20 protein-coding genes are annotated in these 19697 nt (G+C 74.2%); 12 read left to right on the top strand and 8 right to left on the bottom strand.

Going from position 1 to position 19697, the window contains the following annotated elements; genetic code table 11:
• The first annotated feature begins 6 nt into the window (after positions 1-6).
• Entirely contained in the window at positions 7-624 is a 618-nt protein-coding gene (locus ACFWAR_RS26155; RefSeq protein WP_385781722.1) for a TetR family transcriptional regulator, read from the top strand.
• Between the two features lie 55 nt (positions 625-679).
• On the opposite strand, the gene ACFWAR_RS26150 is transcribed toward ACFWAR_RS26155, so the two are convergent.
• Entirely contained in the window at positions 680-1156 is a 477-nt protein-coding gene (locus ACFWAR_RS26150; protein WP_385781718.1) for a MarR family winged helix-turn-helix transcriptional regulator, read from the bottom strand.
• A 43-nt stretch (positions 1157-1199) separates the two neighbouring features.
• On the opposite strand from ACFWAR_RS26150, the gene ACFWAR_RS26145 reads away from it, so the two are divergent.
• The 4 genes from ACFWAR_RS26145 to ACFWAR_RS26130 all read left to right on the top strand — a co-directional run bounded on the left by ACFWAR_RS26145 (position 1200) and on the right by ACFWAR_RS26130 (position 4519).
• A complete protein-coding gene (locus ACFWAR_RS26145) occupies positions 1200-2135 on the top strand; it encodes an alpha/beta hydrolase (protein WP_385781716.1) in 936 nt (311 codons plus the stop codon).
• A 61-nt stretch (positions 2136-2196) separates the two neighbouring features.
• Positions 2197-2631: a GntR family transcriptional regulator gene (locus ACFWAR_RS26140; protein ID WP_385781713.1), complete on the top strand. Its 435-nt coding sequence runs from the start codon at positions 2197-2199 to the stop codon at positions 2629-2631.
• On the top strand, positions 2628-3575 hold the full coding sequence (locus ACFWAR_RS26135; protein WP_385781710.1) for an ABC transporter ATP-binding protein: 948 nt from the start codon (positions 2628-2630) through the stop codon (positions 3573-3575). Before ACFWAR_RS26140 ends, ACFWAR_RS26135 begins: the two co-directional genes overlap by 4 nt.
• Positions 3572-4519 carry a hypothetical protein gene (locus tag ACFWAR_RS26130; protein WP_385781708.1) on the top strand — a complete coding sequence of 316 codons (948 nt, stop codon included), beginning with the start codon at positions 3572-3574 and terminating at the stop codon, positions 4517-4519. Before ACFWAR_RS26135 ends, ACFWAR_RS26130 begins: the two co-directional genes overlap by 4 nt.
• Before the next feature lie 3 nt (positions 4520-4522).
• On the opposite strand, the gene ACFWAR_RS26125 is transcribed toward ACFWAR_RS26130, so the two are convergent.
• The 3 genes from ACFWAR_RS26125 to ACFWAR_RS26115 form a co-directional block, all read right to left on the bottom strand.
• Entirely contained in the window at positions 4523-5353 is an 831-nt protein-coding gene (locus tag ACFWAR_RS26125) for a phosphatase PAP2 family protein (protein WP_385781706.1), read from the bottom strand.
• A 77-nt stretch (positions 5354-5430) separates the two neighbouring features.
• On the bottom strand, positions 5431-6372 hold the full coding sequence (locus tag ACFWAR_RS26120; RefSeq protein WP_385781703.1) for a YihY/virulence factor BrkB family protein: 942 nt from the start codon (positions 6370-6372) through the stop codon (positions 5431-5433).
• Between the two features lie 80 nt (positions 6373-6452).
• On the bottom strand, positions 6453-8171 hold the full coding sequence (locus ACFWAR_RS26115; protein ID WP_385781700.1) for a diacylglycerol kinase family protein: 1719 nt from the start codon (positions 8169-8171) through the stop codon (positions 6453-6455).
• A 427-nt stretch (positions 8172-8598) separates the two neighbouring features.
• Between ACFWAR_RS26115 and ACFWAR_RS26110 the strand changes: the two genes are divergently transcribed.
• From ACFWAR_RS26110 to ACFWAR_RS26095, 4 genes are all read left to right on the top strand, one after another.
• The gene (locus ACFWAR_RS26110) at positions 8599-10038 is read left to right on the top strand and encodes an acetyl-CoA carboxylase biotin carboxylase subunit family protein (RefSeq protein WP_385781697.1); all 1440 of its coding nucleotides are present in this window, start codon (positions 8599-8601) and stop codon (positions 10036-10038) included.
• Positions 10035-12041 carry a PEP/pyruvate-binding domain-containing protein gene (locus ACFWAR_RS26105; RefSeq protein WP_385781695.1) on the top strand — a complete coding sequence of 669 codons (2007 nt, stop codon included), beginning with the start codon at positions 10035-10037 and terminating at the stop codon, positions 12039-12041. The genes ACFWAR_RS26110 and ACFWAR_RS26105 overlap by 4 nt, the downstream gene beginning before the upstream one ends.
• 44 nt (positions 12042-12085) lie before the next feature.
• The gene (locus ACFWAR_RS26100; RefSeq protein WP_385781692.1) at positions 12086-13354 is read left to right on the top strand and encodes an MFS transporter; all 1269 of its coding nucleotides are present in this window, start codon (positions 12086-12088) and stop codon (positions 13352-13354) included.
• Positions 13355-13451: 97 nt separating this feature from the next.
• Positions 13452-14012 carry a DUF6817 domain-containing protein gene (locus ACFWAR_RS26095; RefSeq protein WP_385781689.1) on the top strand — a complete coding sequence of 187 codons (561 nt, stop codon included), beginning with the start codon at positions 13452-13454 and terminating at the stop codon, positions 14010-14012.
• Here ACFWAR_RS26095 and ACFWAR_RS26090 read toward each other — a convergent pair.
• Positions 13948-15222 carry an aromatic acid exporter family protein gene (locus ACFWAR_RS26090; RefSeq protein WP_385781688.1) on the bottom strand — a complete coding sequence of 425 codons (1275 nt, stop codon included), beginning with the start codon at positions 15220-15222 and terminating at the stop codon, positions 13948-13950. The genes ACFWAR_RS26095 and ACFWAR_RS26090 overlap by 65 nt on opposite strands.
• 142 nt (positions 15223-15364) lie before the next feature.
• On the opposite strand from ACFWAR_RS26090, the gene ACFWAR_RS26085 reads away from it, so the two are divergent.
• Positions 15365-15793 (top strand): ATP-binding protein, encoded by a 429-nt coding sequence (locus ACFWAR_RS26085; protein WP_385781685.1) that lies wholly within the window; start codon positions 15365-15367, stop codon positions 15791-15793.
• A 38-nt stretch (positions 15794-15831) separates the two neighbouring features.
• Here the strand turns inward: ACFWAR_RS26085 and ACFWAR_RS26080 are convergent, their stop codons facing one another.
• Positions 15832-16596, bottom strand: coding sequence for a restriction endonuclease (locus ACFWAR_RS26080; protein WP_385781683.1), 765 nt, complete (start codon positions 16594-16596; stop codon positions 15832-15834).
• Positions 16597-17008: 412 nt separating this feature from the next.
• Here ACFWAR_RS26080 and ACFWAR_RS26075 point away from each other — a divergent pair, with 412 nt between their 5' ends.
• Positions 17009-17839 carry an aminoglycoside phosphotransferase gene (locus tag ACFWAR_RS26075; protein ID WP_385781756.1) on the top strand — a complete coding sequence of 277 codons (831 nt, stop codon included), beginning with the start codon at positions 17009-17011 and terminating at the stop codon, positions 17837-17839.
• Between the two features lie 60 nt (positions 17840-17899).
• Here the strand turns inward: ACFWAR_RS26075 and ACFWAR_RS26070 are convergent, their stop codons facing one another.
• Positions 17900-18094 carry a hypothetical protein gene (locus ACFWAR_RS26070; RefSeq protein ID WP_385781680.1) on the bottom strand — a complete coding sequence of 65 codons (195 nt, stop codon included), beginning with the start codon at positions 18092-18094 and terminating at the stop codon, positions 17900-17902.
• 257 nt (positions 18095-18351) lie between these two features.
• On the opposite strand from ACFWAR_RS26070, the gene ACFWAR_RS26065 reads away from it, so the two are divergent.
• Positions 18352-18804 (top strand): SRPBCC family protein, encoded by a 453-nt coding sequence (locus ACFWAR_RS26065; RefSeq protein WP_385781677.1) that lies wholly within the window; start codon positions 18352-18354, stop codon positions 18802-18804.
• Between the two features lie 207 nt (positions 18805-19011).
• On the opposite strand, the gene ACFWAR_RS26060 is transcribed toward ACFWAR_RS26065, so the two are convergent.
• Positions 19012-19563, bottom strand: a complete 552-nt coding sequence (locus ACFWAR_RS26060; RefSeq protein WP_385781675.1) for a DUF5133 domain-containing protein — start codon at positions 19561-19563, stop codon at positions 19012-19014.
• Between the last annotated feature and the right edge of the window lie 134 nt (positions 19564-19697).

Below are 19697 nucleotides of genomic sequence, written 5' to 3'. Positions count from 1 at the left end.
AGGTGAGTGAACGAATCCCCCCGGCCGCGACCGACGGAACGACAGGAGCGACCGCGCAACGCCGCGGCCACTCGCCTCCGGCTGCTCGAAGCGGCCGCCGACCTCTTCGCCGAGCGTGGCTACGAGCGCACCACGGTCCGGGCGATCGCCGAGCGCGCGCGGGCCAACCAGGCCCTGCTCTTCCGCTACTTCGGCTCCAAGGAGGGGCTGCTCACCGAGGTCGTCGCCCGGGGCGGCCTGGAACAGCTGCGCGCCACCCCCGCGGAGGAGCTGTTCGAGACGGCCCTGCGCTCGATGTTGACCCGCAGCGCCCCGGGGGCCGACCGCTCCCTGGAGGTGTACCTGAGGTCCGTCGGCCGGGGGGACGAGGCCAGCGGGACCCTGCGGGAGCTGGGCGCGGAGTACCAGAAGGTGCTGGCCGGTCTGGCCCCGTCCGAAGACGGCGCCCTGCGCGCCGATCTGGCGATGGCCTGGCTGTTGGGGATCGGCCTCATGCGGACGGTCGCCGCGCGCGAGCCGCTGGCCGGAGCGGACCCGGACACGGTCTGCCGGCTCGTACTGGACACCCTCGCGCCGTTCTGGGCCGCACCGGAGGCGACCGGTCCCGGGGAGGAAGACCGGTAACCCGTCACGGTCTTCGGCTCCAACAACGCCCCGCATAGCGGATATTGACCATGCGTCACCCGGTGGGCGTGCCGATCTGGTCGCGCTCCAGGGAGGTGCGCAGTTCCGCGAGGGCGCGGGCGGCGGCCGTGACGGGGGACGCCTCGATCCCGCCCGCGATCAGTTCGGTCAGCCGCTCGGTGAAGGTGGCTTCCGCGGCGTCGGCCAGGCGCAGGCCGTCGTCGGTCAGGGCGAGCAGCGAGGACCGGCGGTCCGACGGGTTCGGCCGACGGGCGACCCAGCCCTGCCGTTCCAGGCGGTCGACGCCCTTGCTGGTGGCTCCGATGCCGACGGCGAACTCCGCCGCCAGGTCCGCCACCCGGGCCCCGGGGTGGTCGCGGAGGTGGCGCAGGAACTCGAACTGCGAGGTGACGATCCCGTGCCGTTCGCGAAGACGGTCGTTGAGGGCGTTGTACAGACGCGTCTCGCAGCGGACGAGGTCGGCGAAGAAGCCCGCGAGGTCGACGGGGCCACCACTCAATGTATATGCCATGGCATATAGTGTAGTGGAATACACTTTGGACGGGAGCACCCACGTGAGCAAGGAACAGCGGGCCAGGATCGACGCGTTACTGCGGCAACCCCGAGCCGAGGGGCCCCGGTCGGTCGAGGAGATGCGCGCCGGATTCGAGGCGCTGATGTCCCGGATGATCGTCCCCGACGCCATCCGCACCACGCGGACGACGCTGGGCGACCGACCCGCGCTGCGCGTCGTGCCGGACGGGACCGCGCGCCGCGGAACGATCCTGTACTTCCACGGGGGCGGCTGGGTGGTCGGATCTCCCGAGACCGCGCTCTCGCTGACCGGACACCTCGTGGCCAGGACCGGTTTCACGTCGTACTCGCCGGACTACCGGCTCGCCCCCGAGCACCCGTTCCCCGCCGCGATCGACGACGCCCTGAGCGCCTATCGCGCCCTGCTCGACAGCGGTGAGGACCCTTCGGCCATCGCGTTCGCCGGGGACTCCGCCGGTGGCGGCCTCACCGTCACCACCTGCCTCGCCGCCCGTGACGCCGGGCTCCCGCTGCCCGCCGCGATCGTGGCGTTCTCCCCCGGCCTGGACGCCACCCAGTCCGGTGAGAGCCTGGACACCAAAGCGGGCGTCGACCCGATCTTCACCCGCGAGCGCCTGGCACACACCGCGGCCATGTACCTCGCCGGAGCCGACCCGCGCCAGCCCCTGCTCAGCCCGGCCGTCCTCGCCGACCTGACCGGCTTCCCCCCGATGCTCCTCCAGGCGGGCACCAACGAAGTGCTCCTGGACGACTCCACCCGCATGGCGGCCCGCGCCCGCGCGGCCGGAGTGGACGTGATCCTCGACATCACCGCCGGCGTGCCCCACGTGTTCCAGTCCTTCGCCGGCGTTCTCGACGAGGCCGACCGGGCGCTGGACCGCGCGGCCCTCTTCCTCGCCCAGCGGGTCCGCACCTGCGGCGCGGCCGCGCCCTCCCGCTCCGGACGCGGAATTTGACATCCACCCCCGCCACGGAACACCCTTTCACTACTTAATTAGTGAAAGGGAGGTGAGGCGTGTGGCCCTCGTCGACAGAACCGGTGGTGCTGGCGCGTCCGGTGCCATCGAGTTCCGCATCGACCGCCGCTCCGGCGTCGCCACGTACCAACAGATCGTCCATCAGGCCAAACAGGCCCTCCGTCTCGGCCTGCTCGCGCCGGGCGACAAGCTGCCCACGGCCCGGGAGGTCGTCGAGGCGACGGCGATCAACCCGAACACCGTGCTCAAGGCGTACCGCGAGCTGGAGCGCGAAGGCCTCGTCGAGGGCCGCCGCGGCCTCGGCACCTTCGTCACGAAGGGCCTGGGCGCCAGCGCCGGTGCCGGTTCGCCGCACCGCCCGGCCCTCGTCGCCTGGATCGCCGAAGCCCACCGAGCGGGCCTGGAGCGCGACGACATCACCGCGCTCTTCGAGGACGCGCTGAACGAGACCATTCCGCAGGGAGACACCCGATGACCCGCGCCCACACCGCCCCGCCGGCCGCTCTCGAAGCGAGCGACCTGGCCATGTCGTACGGTCACGGCCGCCGGGCCAAGTCCGTCCTGGACGGGCTGTCGTTCCGCCTGCCGCAGGGCGTCGTCTGCGCCCTGGTCGGCCCGAACGGCGCGGGCAAGTCCACGCTGCTCTCGCTCGCCGCGGGCCTGCTCCGCCCCACGAGCGGCACCCTGCGCGTGCTCGGCGAGACCCCGGCCGCCACCCGTTCCCGCGTCGCGTACGTCGCCCAGGGCAAGCCGCTGCACCCGCACCTGACCGTCGAGGCCACCCTCCGCCTCGGCCGCGACCTCAACCAGGGCGGACACTGGGACACGGCCGCCGCCGAACGCATCGTCTACGCGGGCGACGCGGGAGGCGGCCTCGACCCGAAGGCGCGGATCCGCTCCCTCTCCGGCGGTCAGCGCAGCCGCGTCGCCCTCGCCCTCGCCTTCGGGAAACGACCCGAGCTGATGCTGCTCGACGAGCCCATGGCCGACCTCGACCCGCTCGCCCGCCAGCAGCTCACCGGCGTCCTGATGTCCGAAGCCCTCGAACACGGCACCACCATCGTGATGTCCTCGCACGTCGTCGCCGAGCTGGAGGACTCGTGCGACCACCTCCTGCTGACCGCGGGCGGCCGGGTGCTGCTCTGCGGTGGCATCGAGGACATCGTCGACGCCCACGCCCTCGTCACCGGCACGGGCGACCTCACCGGCGCCGACGTCATCGAGGAACGCCCCACCGGCCGCGGCCGTACCGCCCTGGTCCGCCCGCGCGGCCCCCTCGACACCGACGCCGACCGGGCCGTGGAACGCCCCTCCCTGCAGGAGGTGCTCCTCGCCCATCTCCGCAACCCCGGGGCGCCCGCGCTCATCACCGACGACGCCCACCCCGCACCGTCCGCACGCCAGGAGATCACCGCATGACCGCCTCGACGCTCACCCCGCACCGCACGACGTCCACGGCCCGCACCGGGGCCGTCCGCGCCGTTCTGCGCCTGCACCGCGCGTCCCTCCTGATATGGACCGCGTACGTCGTCATCACCGCCGCCATCCTGCTGTGGATGCTCGGCCCGGGCGGCACCGGCGCCGTCGACGAGATGGCGGAGTGCGCGCGCACCAAGGCCTGTGACAGCCATCCCGCCGTAGGGCTCTACAAAATGGCGCTGCTCGCCGTGCAGTGGCTGATCCTGGCCCCGTCCTACCTGCTCCCGGCCTACGCCGCCGCCGCGCTGGTCGGCCGCGAACTCGAAACGGGCACCGCCCAGCTCGCCTGGACCCAGAACGTGTCCCCGACCCGCTGGCTGGCCACCAAGCTCGGCGTCGCCGCCGCCGCGGTCACCCTCGGCATGACGGTCCTCGTCCTGCTCTTCCGCACGGTCCGCGACGACCGCTTCGGCATCGGCAACTGGTCGGTCTACGACCCCTTCGTCTACCACGACGCCACGCCGCTCGCCCTCGCCTACCCGCTGCTCGGCCTGGTGCTCGGCGCGCTCGCCGGCATCCTCCTGGGCCGCGCGATGGCCGCGCTCGCCACGGCGACGGCCGCGACCGCCGTGCTCGCCTACGTCTACTCCGCGGCCCGCTTCCACTTCTGGCCGTCCGTCACCCTCACCACCCCCGCGGACGCCCCCTCCCCCAGCGGCATGATCCTCTCCACCGAGCTGTTCTCCCACGACGGAACCCGCCTGTCGGGACCGGAGGCCATACGCCTGAGCCCCGCCGATCTCCACAGCTCGTACTTCGTCCAGGAGTACCACCCGGTCTCCCACTTCTGGCCCCTCCAGGCCGTCGAGACCGGCTCCCTCCTCGCCCTCACCGCCCTGGCGGGCTTCGCCGCCTTCTCCCTGCTCCGACGCCGCACGGCATAGCGGTCAGCGGTCGCGGGCGGTCACGTCCACGGGTGGTTCGGGGTCGGCGGAGGGCAGCTCCGGCTCCAGGCCGTCGGCCACGGCGGCGCGGGGCAGACCACTCTCGGCCCGCCAGGCCTGGAAGGCGAGCGTGGTGGCGGTGACGACGACCAGTCCCAGCAGCCAGCCCCCGACCACGTCGCTCACCCAGTGCACGCCCAGCGCGACCCGGGTGTATCCCACGCCGACCACGGAGGTCACCGCCAGGACCCACGCCACGGGGCGCCTGCCCCGGGGCACCATCGGCAGCAGGACCAGCAGCAGGACGGCGCAGGAGGTGGTCGCCGTCATGGCGTGGCCGGAGGGGAAGGAGTAGCCGGGCGCGTGCGAGACGGGATCGGGCAGCTGCGGCCGGGCCCGCTCCACCGCGTTCTTGACCAGCAGGCCGATCTGGCTCCCGGACAGGGCGGTGACGGCCGCCCACGCGGCCAGCCGCCAGGCGCGCCGGACCAGCAGCCACACCACCAACGCGGCCACCAGCAGCCGCATCGTCACCGGGTCCCACAGGACACCCGTGAGGAACTCCAGCACCCGCACCCACGCCGGGTGGGCGAGGGCGCTCTCGTGCAGCCGCTGCGCCGTCCCCCGGTCGAGCCGGTGGAGCGGGGGCCATCCGGACTCCACGAGGACGAGCGCCAGCGCGAAGGGAACGGCCGTCACCGCGGCGGCGGCCGCGGCCAGGAGCAGCCGCGTCCCGTAGGTGGCGTCGGGCCCGCCGTGCCGGGCGAGGAAGGCTCGCAGGGACGGGACGAGCCGGGCGAGCCGCCCGGGCCGCCGGGTGGTGCGCTGTGCCATGGTGGCGGCGCCTTCCGTTCGGGTCGCAGGGGACGGGGGCGGTGCGCGCCCGTCGGGCGGGAGCGGGGCCGGGCCGGTCAGACGCCCGGGTCCGGCGCGATCGGATCCTTGACCCCGGCGCGCACGGCTTCCAGTTGGGCCGCGAACGACAGGCCGAGGAAGAGGGCCAACGAGGTGAGGTAGGACCACAGGAGCAGCGACATGACCGCGCTGAGCGGCCCGTACACGCTGTTGAAGGAGCCGCTCGCGCCGACGTACAGGCTCAGCCCCCACGTGGCGGTGAGCCAGAGCACCAGGTAGACCACGGCGCCGAAGGCCAACCAGGTGTAGCCGGGTTGGGCGCGGCGCGGCGAGAGGCGGAAGATCGCGCTCGTCGCCAGGACCGCCAGCAGGATGCCGACGGGCCAGCGCAGTATCTCCCAGGCGCGGGTGGTGTCCGGCCCGAGCCGGTAGACCTCGGCCACCGCCCGCGTGAGGTCGTGGCCGAGGACGGTGAGGATGAAGCTGAGCCCGAGCGGGAAACCGGCCAGGGCGGCCATGAGCAGGCCGCGCGTGTACTTGCCCAGGAACGGCCGGTCCCGCTCGTTGCCGTAGATGCGGTTCGCCCCGCGCTCGACCTGGCAGAGCCCGGTGGTGACGTTGACCAGGGCGAAGAGCAGGCCGAGCCAGAGCGCCGCCCGGCCGCCCGCATGGCTCCGGCCCAGCGCGTCCTCGACGAGGTCCCGGCTGGGCCCGCTCGTGGTGCGGCCGATCGTCAGCTCGAGGACGCGGCCGACCTCCTCGGTGTGCAGGACGCCGGACAGGCCGACGGCCGCGATGGCCAGCGGGACGAGGGTGAGGACGGTCTGCAGTGCGAGCGCGCGGGAGTGGCTGAAGCCGTCGGCGTAGCGGAAGCGCAGGAAGGAGTCGCGCGCGAGGCTCCAGCCGCCGTAGCGGCGCAGGGCGGCCCAGGCCTCGTCGGCGGACAGCTCGTCGCCCTCCACGTCGCGTCTCTGCGGAACCCGTGTCGCGGTGCCCATCGTCTCCCTGCCCGTCTGCCGTCTGCCGTCTGCTGTGTGCTGTCTGCGCCGCCCGGAACGCGCTCTCCCGGTACGGGAATTCAGTGCCGCGGGGTCGGCACCGCGGCCGGGGGTGCCTCGGCCCCGGTGCCGGACAGTGCCCGCGGCAGCCGTACGCGCAGGGCGCCGGGGTCGACCTCCACGGTCAGGCGCTCTCCCGGGGCGACGGCGTCCCCGTCCATCTCCCGGGGTTGCGGGGCGGTGCAACGGATCTCGACCCGGGTGGCGCTGAAGTACTCCAGCGCTCCCCCGGCGACGTGCTCCGCACCCGCTCCGGGCCCGGGCGGGGCGGGTGTGCGCGGGGTCCGCCGGGTGAGGTGTGCGGCGGCGGCCAGCCAGCCCGCGGGCCCTCGGGGGGCGAACAGCACCACGTCGAGGCGGCCGTCGTCCGCCCGGGCCCGCGGCAGCAGCGGCAGGCCTCCCTGGAGCATGCCGACGTTGCCGATCACGACCATCCGGGCCCGGCGCCGCAGGGGGCGCCCGTCGTCGAGCCGGATCGTCAAGCGGATGCCGGGGTCGCCGAGGTGGCGCAGGGCGGATATGACGTAGGCGGCCCAGCCCAGCCGGGACTTCAGGCGCGGCGACGCGTCCTGGACCATGGCCGCGTCGAAGCCGACGCCCGCCATCACGACGAAGCGGGCCGGTTCGATGCCGTCGCCCCGTATCCGGCCCACGTCGATGCCGTGGCACCCGCCCGACAGGGCCTCCTCCAGGGCGGTCACCGGATCCGGCGCGAGCCCCAGGTTCCGGGCGAGCAGGTTGCCCGTTCCGCACGGCACGACCACCAGCTCGATACCGGTGCCCGCCAGCAGTTCGGCGCAGGCGCGGACCGTGCCGTCGCCGCCGCAGACCACGACGAGCCCGACCGCGGCGGCGTCGAGTTCCGCGGCGAGGTCGCCGCACGGGAGTTCCGCACCGGTCGGGATCCACTGCTGCGCGGCGTGACCGTGCCGGGTGAGCACGGCCCCGAGGCGGTCGGCCAGTTCGTCGTCGCAGCCCTGTGGATTCCGTACGACGAGCGTGCGTCCGCCCCCTGGGGCCGGGGGCGGGTTCGTGGTCGGTGCGGCGTCGCGGGCGCTCCCCGCGGACCCCGGGGTCCGGCGGCGGCCGCCGAGCAGGACGGTCCCGATCACGGCCAGCGTCACCGCGCCGTTGAACAGGCCGCCCAGTACGTCAGAGGGGTGGTGCATCCCCCGGTACAGCCGCGAGGCGGCCACCGCGAGCGGCACCAGCAGCAGGAGCGCGGCCACGGGCCGACGCCAGGCGCCGCGCGCGCCCACCCGGGTGAGCACCGCGAGGCCCCCGTACAGGGCCACGGCCGCGCCCACGTGCCCGGAGGGGAAGCTGGAGGTGGGCGGTGCCAGGTCCAGGTGGGGGACGTCGGGGCGCGGCCGTTCCACGACCAGGGTCACGAGGAGGAACATCGCCGACTGGACGGCGACGGCCGCGGCGAGGAACCCCGCCTCGGCCCAGCGCGGCGCCGGGGGCGTCAGCAGCAGGGCCAGCACGCAGACCAGCGTGAGGCCGGTGATCACCTGGGTGTTCGCCAGCAGGGACAACCACTGGGTGAAACCGTTCAGGAGCGGCTCGCGGTGGGCGGCCAGGGCCCGGTTGACCCCGTCCTCCGCCGACAGCGGCCAGTGGCCGGCGAGCGGGCCGGTCAGTGCCCGGCCGACGACCATCAGCAGCACCAGGTGCACCGGCAGCACCAGCAGGAACCGGGCACGTCTCAGGGCCTCCCGGCCCCGGCTCCCGCTCACGCGACGCCCCCCGTGCGCACGCGCCCGCGCTCGGGAACGGCGTCGCTCACGCGCTCGCCCGGCGCACGGACGGCTGCGGAGCGCGGGCGAAGTGCCCGCGCTCGGGCGGGGGGAGACGTCGACACGGGGGTTCCCTTCGCTTGCCTGGCCATGGCCCCCGCCTGCCCGCGAACGCCGCCCGGATGCGCCCCGCCGACGCCCGTCCGTCGGGCCTGCGCGGGGGTGGCCGAAATGCCCCCGTAGCGGGGCCACTTGATATGCGCTGGTGTTTGCCGAACGCCTAATCGAGTAGGCGTACACCCGTCCGTCCGCCCCTCTTCCGTAACGCTCGCGCCGCCCCCGGTCCTCGCGCGGTGACACCGCGTGGGGATCGTCCGCAGACGACGCCGTCGCACCGAGGGGCGTCCCCTTCGACCCCAGGAGCCCCATGACCCCGATCCTCTTCGTCTACGCCAAGGGCGGCCCTCCCCTCGAATACGCGGTCCCGAGGATCGCCGCCCACGCCGAGGTGCACGTCCTGGCGCTCGCGCCGCTGCCCCGCGTCACCGAGTCGGTGTGGCGGCCCGGGTGCGCGTCGGTCACCACCGCCCCGCCCGGCGAAGGGGTGGAACTGGTCGATCTGATCTGCGCCCACGCCCGCCGCGTCGGCGCCGCGGCGGTGCTGACCCTCTCGGAGTACGCGGTGGTCGCCGTCGCCCACGCGAGCCTGCGGCTCGGCCTGCCCGGCGCCGGGGAGCGGGTCACCGGGGCGCGCGACAAACGGCTGATGCGCCGGATCTGGCGTGACGCCGGGGTCCCCGTACCGGGTTTCGCGGAGATCGACGGACCGCAGGACATCACGACGGCCTTCGACGACCTCAGGCCGCCGCTGCTGCTCAAGGCCGCCTGGAGCGCGGGGTCCACGGCGCACCTCACCGTGTGGAACGAGCAGCAGGCCGAGGAGGCCTGGAAGACCGGACGCTCCGTCATGGAGGCCTCGTCCGCGCGGGGTTACGCGGAGCTGCACGCCGCCGACGCGGGCGTCAGCGACTTCCTGCTGGAGGAGATCGTGACCGGGGAGGCCGCCGACTGGTTCGACGGGCCCGGTTGGGGCGACTACGTCAGCGTGGAGGGGATCGTCGCCGACGGCCGCTACCACCCGTTGTGCCTCACCGGGCGCCTGCCGACCGTCGCGCCCTTCACCGAGCGGGCGAGCCTGGCCCCGGCCGCCCTCCCGGTCGCGGCGCAGCGCCGGATCGAGGAGGTGTCGCGCGCCGCCGTCGACGCGCTCGGGCTGGACACCTGCGCCACCCACACCGAGATCAAGCTCGGCGCGGGCGGGGCGGTCTGGCTGATCGAGACCGCGGCCCGCTTCGGCGGGGTGATGACCACCCGACAGGCGGAGACGGTCTTCGGCGTGGACATGATCGGCATGTTGGTGCGCCAGTTGCTCGGCGGGGACGTCGACTACCCGGAACGGATGCTGACCGAGGGCGAGGGCGCCGCCGGCTCCCTGGTCGTCCTCGCCGTCGGCCCCGACGGCCGGCCCTGGGACCGGCTCCCGGCCTGGGACTTCGCCGCGGTCGACTGGTCCGCCCTGGTCGCGCCGGGATCCCGGGTGGAGCTGGTGCGCGAGCACAGCCTCCCGCCGGGCAGTGCGGTCCCGCCGTACGAGGAGGCGGGCGGGGCCAATTCCATGGCCGCGCTCTGCTTCCTGCGCGCCGCGTCCGGGCCGGAGCTGCTGGCCGACTGCGGCCGCATCCTCGCGGCCCTCCCGAACGCCCTCACCCAGGCGTCCGACCCCGCGCCGTCCCCCGGCGGACCCGCCACCGCCACCACCCCCTCCCCCACGGCCGCCGACCGCTCGACGCCCGGGAGCCCCGCATGACGCACACCGACGACGACACCGCCGCACCCGCGCCGTCCCACCGGGGCGCCGCCGTGGACACCCTGCTCACCCTCCCGCTCTTCGAGCAACTGGCCGGGGTGCTGGGCGGGCACCCGTACGTGAAGGTGGTCGTGGACCGGGAACGGGGTCTGTGGCACGTGCTCGACAGCGCCGTGCACTCCTTCCACGTCAACTACATAGCCATCGAGATCCAGGGGTCGACCCTGGAGCAGCTCGACGCCGCACTCGACCGCTTCAACCATGAGGTCTACCACGACCCCGCGCGCCGGTTCCTGCTCGGCGTCCTGTCGCTGCGCTCCCTGGGCGGTGCGGACCACGACGAGCCCTTCATGGTGCTGGAGACCACCGAGGCCGACACGATGGGCGCGGAGCTGCTGATCGAGTTCCACGCCTTCGTCCGGGCCCACCTCGATCCCGCGCTCGAACTGCTGGTGAAACCGGCCAACCACGGCCAGGAGAACGCCCTGGCGGCGGTGCCGGAGACCGTGGTGCCCCGCGCCCGGGGGCACGCGCTGCTGGCGACGGCGCCCTTCGTCCCGTTGACCCTCGCCCGCGCCACCGGCCGGCTCCGCGCGTTCGCCTCGCGCGAGGAGTACCTGGCCGCCCGCGCGGACCTGGCCTGGTACGACATCGTCGCCATGCCGGTGGTCCCCGACGACATCCCGCGGCTCGCCGGTCTGGTCAACGCCCTGCCCACCACCCCGCTGTCGCACACCAACATGCTGGCCGCGGGCTGGGGCGTCCCCAACGCCATCGTCCGCGGCGTCCTCGACACGATCGCCGACGAGAAGTGGGACGGCGCCTGGGTCCGTTACGAGGTCACCGCCGACGGGTTCGCCATCGAGCCCGCCGAGGAGCCCGCCGACCTCGCCGAACCGACCTGGCACACCCAGCGGGTGCGTCTGGACGCCCCGCACGTGACGGACGTACCGCTGGTGCCGCTGTCCTCGTTGCGCGCCGTCGACCGCAACCGCTACGGCACCAAGGCGGCCAACCTCGGAGAGCTCCACCACGTCCTGCGCCACGGATCCTCCCGGCTGACCGGCTACTACTCCGTGCCCCGGCCGCCCCGGGCCGATCTGCTCGGGCACTTGGCCGCCCGGCTGCGGCTGCCCGAGGACGGCGACCTCGCCCAGCACGCCGGGGAGTTCCTGACCCGGCACGTCCGGGCACCGGCGGGCGTCGCCGTCCCCTTCTCCGTCCAGCAGCGCTTCCTGAACTCCTCTCCGGCGGTGCAACAGAGCATCGGCAAGCTGAAGATGGCCCTGGAACTGAACGCGATGGACGCCGTGGACACGATCTGCGTCCCCTTGCAGCACCTGGTGCGCACCCTTCCCGTGCCCGAGGACCTGGTACGGGCCCTGGACTCCCAGGTCGTCGCACACCTGGCGGGCACCAGCCGCTTCGCCGTGCGGTCCTCCTCGAACGCCGAGGACCTGCCGGGCTTCTCCGCGGCCGGGATCTACGAGTCCCACACCAAGGTCGCCGACCTGCCGGGGCTGCTGGACGCCATCCGCCAGGTGTGGGCCTCGTTGCTCTCCCCGCGCAGCGTGCGGCTGCGCCACCAGGCGGGCATCTCCCTGGACGACACCTACATGGGGGTGATCGTCCAGCGCTACGAGCCGTCCCCGCTCGGCGGCGTCATGGTCACCTGCAATCCGACCAACCGGGCCGACTTCCGCAACGTGTACCTCAACTGCGCGCACGGGTCCACGGCCGATGTCGTCGACGGCCGGACCCTGCCCCTGCAGTACCTGTACAACACGGTCGAGGGCGGCGGCCGCACCACCTCGCTGGGCGCGGCCGTCGAGGACCTGCCGCAGGAGACGCGCGACCACCTGGCCCGGTTGGCCCTGGCGGGCCGCTTGCTCCAGTCGCACTTCGCCACGGACTACACCTTCGCCGGGCCGCTCGACGTCGAGTGGCTGCTCGGGCCGGACGGCGCGCTCCACGTCCTCCAGCTCCGGCCGTACAGCGCCTGACCCGTCCGCCCCTTCCCGCACACCGCCCCACCGAAGGTCGACCCATGCCCCTCCCGCTCCTGCGCGCGCACCGGACGCGCCGCGTCCGGCCGCCCGCCGCGGCGCTCCGCGCGATCCGCCTGAACAACGGCTTCCAACTGCTGTTCAACCTGCTGTGGTGGATGCCCGTCTTCTACGAGTACCAGAGGCGGGCAGGCCTGTCGGACAGCCAGATCTTCGGCATCCAGAGCGTCTACTACGTGGCGTTCTGCCTGTTGGAGATACCCACGGGCGTCATCGCCGACCGCATCGGGCAGCGGCGCTGCATGCAGCTCGGGGCGGTCGTGATGGTCGCGGCGAACCTCCTCCCGGTCGCCTCGCCCTCGTTCGCCGGGTTCATGGCGCACTTCCTGGCGATCGCCGCGGCCCGGTCGCTGGTGTCCGGGGCTTCCAGCGCCTACCTGTACGAGTACCTGCGCGAGCACGGCGCGCAGGCGCACTACGTACAGGCCGAGGGCACCGCCCGGGCGCTCGGCCTGTGGGCGAAGATCGCCTGCTGGCCCCTCGTCGGCGTACTGATGCACGTCCGCCACGACGCGCCGTACGTCCTGACGGCGCTCTCCGCGCTCGGTTCGCTGGCCTGCGCCGCCGCCCTCCCCGCGATCGCGGCTGCGCGCGGGGCCGACCACCCGCCCGTGGCGCGCGCCGGGCTCCTCGACTCGGCCCGTCGGGCCGTCGGGGTGCTCGGCGCGTCACGGTCCCTGGGGCCGCTGATGGTGCAGGGCGTGGCCGTGTTCACGCTCGCCCGCATCTGCCAGGTCAACCTCTTCCAGCCGCTGCTCCTGGAGAAGCACCTGCCCGTCGCCGACCACGGCGCCGTGCTGTCGGCGATGACGGTCGCCGAGGCGGTGGGGTCGGCCAGAACGGGCTGGATGCGCGGCAGGGTGTCCGACACCACCGCGGTCACCGTCCTCAGCGTGGTCATGGCCCTCACGCTCGCGGCGACCACGCTGTCCGGAGCGCCGGGCACGATCCTGTGGCTGTGCGTGTTCGCCGCGGCGGCGGGCCTGGCCTATCCCGTGCAGCGCAACCTGATCAACGCGGCCATCCCGGCGACGCCGTACCGGGCGACCCTGCTGTCGGTGGAGTCCATCATCGACCGCGGTGTGTGCGCGCTGGTGGCCCTGGCCGTCGGCGGCTACCTGGCCGCGGACCGCCTGGACACGCTGCTCGTGCACGCGGCGGCGGGCACCTGCCTGTTGCTGCTCGTGGTGGGCGTCGTCCTGCGACGGCTGCGCCGGGAGGGGGCGCGGTCGGCGGCCGGTCGGCCGTGACGCGGCGCGATGGCCGTGGCCCGGCGGTGGGAGGTGCCGGTTGTCCGCATTCCGGTCCCGCCGGACGCGGACGCGGGGGCCGCGTCATGATGTGCGCATGACGGACAGCGACGACAAGCACACCGACTCCCCGGCGATCGCCCTGCTCAAGGAGCTGGGAGCCGCGACGACCAAGCATTCCGGCGGCACCCTGCTGACCCATCTGCTGCGCGTGGAGGCGCTGCTCGCCGAGTGGGGTGCGCGGCCGGCCCTGCGGACCGCGGCCCTGTGCCACGCCTTCTACGGCACGGACGGGCTGCCCCTGAGCCTGCTGGAGCTCTCCGAGCGCGACCGCCTCACCGAGGCGATCGGCGCGGAGGCCGAAGCACTCGTGTACTTCTACGCCAGCTGCGACCGCGCGGCCTCCTATCCCGGCCTGGCCGCCCCGGACGGGGCGCCGGTGACCTTCCGCGACCGCTTCACCGGCGAGGAGTTCACCCCGACCCCGCAGCAGCGCCGTGACTTCGCCGAGCTGACGGTGGCCAACGAACTGGACCTGGCCAAGGTGAACGCGTCCTTCCGCGAGCGCAACGGGGCGGGCCTGCTGGAGCTCTTCACCCGTTGGGCTCCGCTCCTGTCCGAGGCGACCCGCCGTGAGGTGACCGCGGTCCTCGGCTGAACGTCCGGGTGCGCGGGGCGCGCAGGCGGCTGGACAAGCGGGCCCGTACGGAGCCCGTGGGGCGGTTGCGGGCGTGCTGGTCGAGTCCTTCCATGAGGCGTTGGGAGCGCGTCTCCACGTCCAGCTCGTCCAGGACCCGGTCGATCTCGGTGAGCAGGGCGCCGTACAGCTGCCAGTGCTCCGGATGTGCGCGGGTGGAGACCGGCAGCAGTTCCGCGAGCCGGTCGCGGTGCTCCCGGGCCACCGCCAGCTCTCCGGTCAGACGGGCTTCGGCCTGCTCGGCGTTGGCACTGACCTGGGCGGTGATCAACTGGGCGAAGCTCTCCACGGCGATCGCGGTGTGCCGCAGCACCTGTTGGAGGGCGGCCGTGGTCGCGGCGTCGAAGAGCGGTCCGTCGGGGCGCGCCCTGGCCAGGTCGGTCAGGGTGCGGCAGGCCACGCGGAGCACCACCGCGCAGATCTCCAGGGTGTCGAGACCGGTGCGCAGCACCAGCCGGAAGAGCAGGCCCTCCTTGACCCGCGGGTTGAACCGGAGGCTGTCCTCGGCCCGGCGCAGGGCGGCGTCGACCTGGGCGATGTCGTTGTCGAGGCGGCGCGCCTCGTGCAGCCGGGCCGCCGCCCGCGCCACCCGGCCCGGTCCGAGGGGTTCCGCCCCGAGGTGGTCGAGCAACCGGCTCATGCGCGAGGCGAGGTCGGTGATCGCGACGCCCGCCGGGCCCACCCAGAGCGGCGGCGCCAGCAGCAGGTTGACGAGCAGTCCGATCACCGCGCCGATGACGGTCTCCAGGACCCGGTCCCAGGCCGTGTCCGTCACCTGGCCGACGCCCAGGACGAGCATGGCGCTGATCGCGACCTCGGGTATGAACTCGTCGACCCGGACGAGGTGACCCACCACCAGGGAGGCCAGGATGAGCAGGCCGAGGCTCCACCAGGTGAGCCCCACGAGCGCGCTGAAGCCGATCGCGATCAGGACGCCGACGACCACGGCGTTGACCCTGCGGACGCTGGTGGTCAGCGTCGAGTACAGGGTGACCTGGACGACGAGCAACGCCGTCAGCGGGGCGGTCAGCGGGCTCGGCTCGTCGCTCAGGCGCAGGGCGACGCAGTAGCTGACGACGGCCGCCGCGGTGGACCGCAGTGCCTGTACGGCGACGGGGTCGCGGCGGCGCCGCGCGACACGGGTGAGGAGTTCAGTGATCATTTCGGGCATGGTGCGGTCCTGCCCCGGACCTGGCCGATGACGCCCCCGGGCCGGTCGCTTCCGCGCTACGGGGGTGCGGCGCGCGATGGCGGGCAGACGCGTCCGAGGCGGGCGGAGGTCCCTCCCGCCGTCCCCTGGTGAGGAGGACATGATGCTGCGAGCCGTGGGCTGGGCCCGATCGTTTCCGGTGTCGTACGGGGCGCGCGCCGCGCGCACCTGGACGCGGGAGCACCTGGAGTCGCTGCGCTGGACGGCCGACGCGCCCGATACGGTCGACGCGATCCTCGTGACCGTCTCCGAACTGGTGACCAACGCCCACGTACACGCCAGGAGTCCGGCCCGGCTCGTCCTCACCTGGGACAGCCGCTGTCTGCACGTGAGCGTCAGCGACGAGGACGCGCACCTCCCCTCCCCCCGGGACCCGAGCAGCACGGCGACCTCCGGCCGGGGGCTCGCGATCATCGACGCGCTCTCCGACACGTGGGACGCGCACGCCCGTCACGGCGGCAAGGCCATCACCGCCTGCTTCCGGCCGCCGGGCGGACCGGACCCGCACGAGGGTCGGCCCCTGGCCGGATGACGACCGGGGACCGGGCCGCGTACGGGCCGCTGCGGGGGTCAGGCCACCGGGACCGGAGCCGTCGTGTCGTCGCCGACGGCGTCCCACGGCGGCGCCGCCCCCGACCCGGTCCACGCCGCCAGGGCCTCCCCGTCCACGCAGACGATGCCGCACAGGGCGGCGTACTCCAGGGCCGGGGCGGTGAAGGAGCTGGTGGTCACGAGGATCGCGACGTCCGCCTCGTGGACGGCGAAGCAGGTCCCGCCGAACCGCTGGAGGTCCTGCGACCCGACCCGGTTGCCGTCGCCGTAGTGCTTGCACTGGACGACGACGCGCAGCCCCTGCGCGGTCGTCGCGAGGACATCGGCGCCGAGGTCGCCCGCACCGCCGACCACCTCCACGGCGGTGCAGCCGTCGCGGGCGCACAGCGCGGCCACCGCGTGCTCGAAGCCGTCGGCATCGACCGCGGCGTGGTCCAGCGCCCCGGACCCGATGTCGGGCACCTCCTCCGGCGCCGATCCCGCGGACGCGTCGGTCTCCACGTACGCGTCTGCGGTGCCGGGCGGGTCCGCGCGGTCCGTCCGGGCGGCGCGACGACGGTCGGGTGCCATGCCCCGCTTGGCCAGGGCCACGCCCGTCGCCAGCAGCACCGCGGTGCCGAGCGGGAGTACGAACGCCCCGGCCCCGTCCGCTCCGGTGCTCCGCAGGAAGACGGCCAGGCCCCCCAGGCAGATCGCCACCAGCCCGACCGCCAACACCACGTCGCGCACCAGGGACGCCGAGCCGCACCCGGTCGTCCCCCCGCCCTGCCTCGACGACCTCATACCGGAGTCTCCCCTCACTCGTTCGCGCAGACCGCGGCCCCGAACCCCAGACGGGTTCGGGACCGCGGACGTCCCGCGTGTAGCCGGGAATCCGGTCCTCAAACAGGAAGCGACGCCGCCCTCGCCCGCCCCTCGACTCCGGACCACGAAAATCCGCCACCACCTGACGCCAATCGGCCACGTCGGCACGCTCCCCCGTGCCACCGGGGGGCGGTGTCTACCCTGCTGGGCATGACGGTCGTGGAAGCGAAGAAGCCGCCCAAGGGGCCCGTGACGCCGAAGCCGAGCGGGCGCCCGCCGGGGCCCGTCACGCCGGACAAGAATCCCCCCTCGCCACCGGACCACCGCCCGCCGCCCGGGGCCTGAGGTGACGCCCGGGCGCGTCACCTGGGCGCAGCTCCCCGAGGCGCTGGTGGCCGCCGTCGGTGAGCGCATCGGTAGCGTCTTCACCGCCCGCGACGCCGAGCACTCTGCCGCCGCGGGCATCGCCTCCGTGCTGGACCTGGAGTCCGGGGCGTGCGTCTTCGTCAAGGGGCAGCGCGAGCGCGCCCCCGCCACCGGTGCGGTTCTCGGGGAGGACGACTCGTGGTGGGGGCCCGACTGGTCGCCCGTGGACGAGCTGGACCTGGAAGAGGCGGTGAACCCCTACCTGCCCGCGAGCGCGCCACGGGTCCTGTGGCGGCTGGCCGGGCACGGGTGGCACCTTCTGGCTTTCGAAGGAGTACGCGGCCGGGACGCGGAGTTCGCGCCCGGCTCGCCGGACCTCGCGCCGGTCGTCGCGGCGCTGGCCGAACTGGCGCCGCTGCCCGCGCCGCGCGCGGTACGGCTGCCGACCGCCTGGGACCGTTGGGGGTACTACTGCGCCGACGGCGACGCGGAACTCCTCGCCGGTTCGCGCCTGCTGCACACCGACCCCGCCTCGACCAACGTGCTGGTGGAGGACGGCGGCCGGGCCCGCCTGGTCGACTGGTCGTGGGCGTCGGTCGGTCCGGCCTGGATCGACACGGCGCTGTGGGGAATGCGGCTGGTGTCCACCGGCGGGCACTCCCCCGAGCAGGCGTGGCGGTGGGCGGCCCGGGTGCCGGGCTGGACCGACGCCGAGCCGAGGGCCGTAGCGGTCCTCGCGCGGGCCGAGGCGCGGCGCTGGCACGACCTCGCCGCCGAACAGCGGGCCACGGCCGACGCGATCGCCCGGGCCGCCGACGCGTGGGCCGCCCACCTCGCCGCCCGCTCCGGCACCTGACCCGCCGGGCGGCATCCGCCTGGTCGAGGCCGCGTCGGCCCCGGGCTGCGCCCGAGTCGGCTACGAGGTCGGCTTCTCGTTCCGCTCGGCGGTGCGGCGCCGGGCCTCGGTGCCGGCGCTCGGAGCATCGCCCGACTCGCCGTCCTTCGTGCCGGGCACGATGGCGTCCTCCGCCGCCTGTCGGGCTGCGCGGTCGCCGCTCTCCCCCGGTGCTTCGGAGGGCGGGGTGGGCTTGCGGTGTTCCTTCGCGGTCATCGTCTTCCCTTCCAGCTCAGCGGCGCGGGGCGTCGGTGCACGCCCCGGGCGCACTCCCCGCCTACCCCGCATCGGCGCGGGCACCCGCCCGGGGGTCCCGCCCCGTTCCGGACCGGCGGATCGCGTGCGGTCCGCTCGAATCGGGGTACGCGCTACGGAGGTCGATCCGCCCGGTCGGTTCCGTTGTCCCGGCGAGGCCCCCGGCGCGTCACGCCCCGGTGCCGCGGACTCGGCAGACGACAGCAGGAGGAGTCTTCATGGCCGTCCGTCATCAGCTCATCCATCGCTCGCCCCGCACCACGTGGGCCGTGCTCGCCGACCCCGAGCTCTACGGCGAGTGGGTCGTGGGACCGTCCGCGTCCAGACCCCTCGATCACGACTGGCCGGCCCCCGGATCCCGGCTGCGCTACACGATCCGGCTCGGTCCGTGGTCCACCGAGGGGACCACGACCGTGCGCCACCAGGAGGCCCTCCGGGAGCTGGAGCTGGAGGCCTCCTTCAGGTCGCTCGGCACCGCGCGGATCTTCCTCCAGCTCAGGCCCTGGGGCGAGGAAACCCTCGTCGTGTGCGACGAACACCCTCTGCGCGGCCTGGGAGGAGTGCTGCACAACCCCGTGAGCGAAGCGGCCCTCCAGCTACGGCACCGGGGCATGCTGGCCCGCCTGGCCAAGCTCGTGGAACAGCAGCCCGCCGAAGCGTTCCGCACCTGACGCGGCAAGGGGGGCAAGGGGGCCCCGACCGGCCGGGGGGGGTGGCCGATCGGGGCGGGGCCCGCCGCCAGCCGGGGGGGGTGGCCGGCCGCGGGCGTTCATGGGTGGGGGCGAGAACATCTGCCCCACCAGCCCCTACAGATACATGAACGGTCAACCTGGGCGTATTGTTCCCCGGCCGCGAGCCGGGCTCGTGCCGCCCCGGTGCTAGGCGGTGGGCGTGGGGTTCGTGGCCGGGCCGAGGCGGTGCAGGGCCACTCGTTCTTCGGCAGCGGTGAGCGCGGCGTGGACGGTGCGCTCACCCATGAGGACGCACAGCGTGTACGCGGCGTTCGCCAGTATGGTCCGCAGGGTGGCGTCGGTCGGGGCGGCCAAGGTGCGCCGACGGGCGGCCCGTAGGTGGGTCAACTGCTGACGCAGGACGACCGGGGGCGGGAGGACGACACCCGCGGGGTAGGACGGCAGCAGACGGGCCGCGTCCACCCCGGCGCGCAGGGCACGTTCCAGTACCGGGGACGGCGCGGCGCCCCCGGTGCGCAGGGTCGCCACCGCCGCGGCGGCCTCGGCCGGTGTGGCACCCGCGGTGCGGGCCGCCCGGGCCAGGATGTGCTCGGCGTGTTCGGCGGTGCACGGCACCAACGCCATCAAGATCCCCATCGCGCTCTCCCAGCCGACGTCACCGCGCGGGGCGGTGACGGCCTCGGGCGTCTCGCCCGCGCCGATGTCGGTGGCAGGGGTTGGGGCTGGTTCTGCGCTCATGGGGCCTCGGTCCTCGCAGGAACGGAACATCAGGTGCGCCGAACCTAGGTGCGCCGTGGGCCCCGCCCGGCCGGGTTCGGGCGGACCACGCCGTGGTTGCCTCGGATGGGTCGATCCCGGCCCGCACGATGGAC

The sequence above is a fragment of the Streptomyces sp. NPDC059917 genome, from assembly GCF_042730635.1.
In the GTDB taxonomy this organism is placed as follows: domain Bacteria; phylum Actinomycetota; class Actinomycetes; order Streptomycetales; family Streptomycetaceae; genus Streptomyces.
The sequence above is the reverse complement of the archived record's forward strand: the minus strand, read 5'-3'. Positions and strand labels throughout refer to the sequence as shown.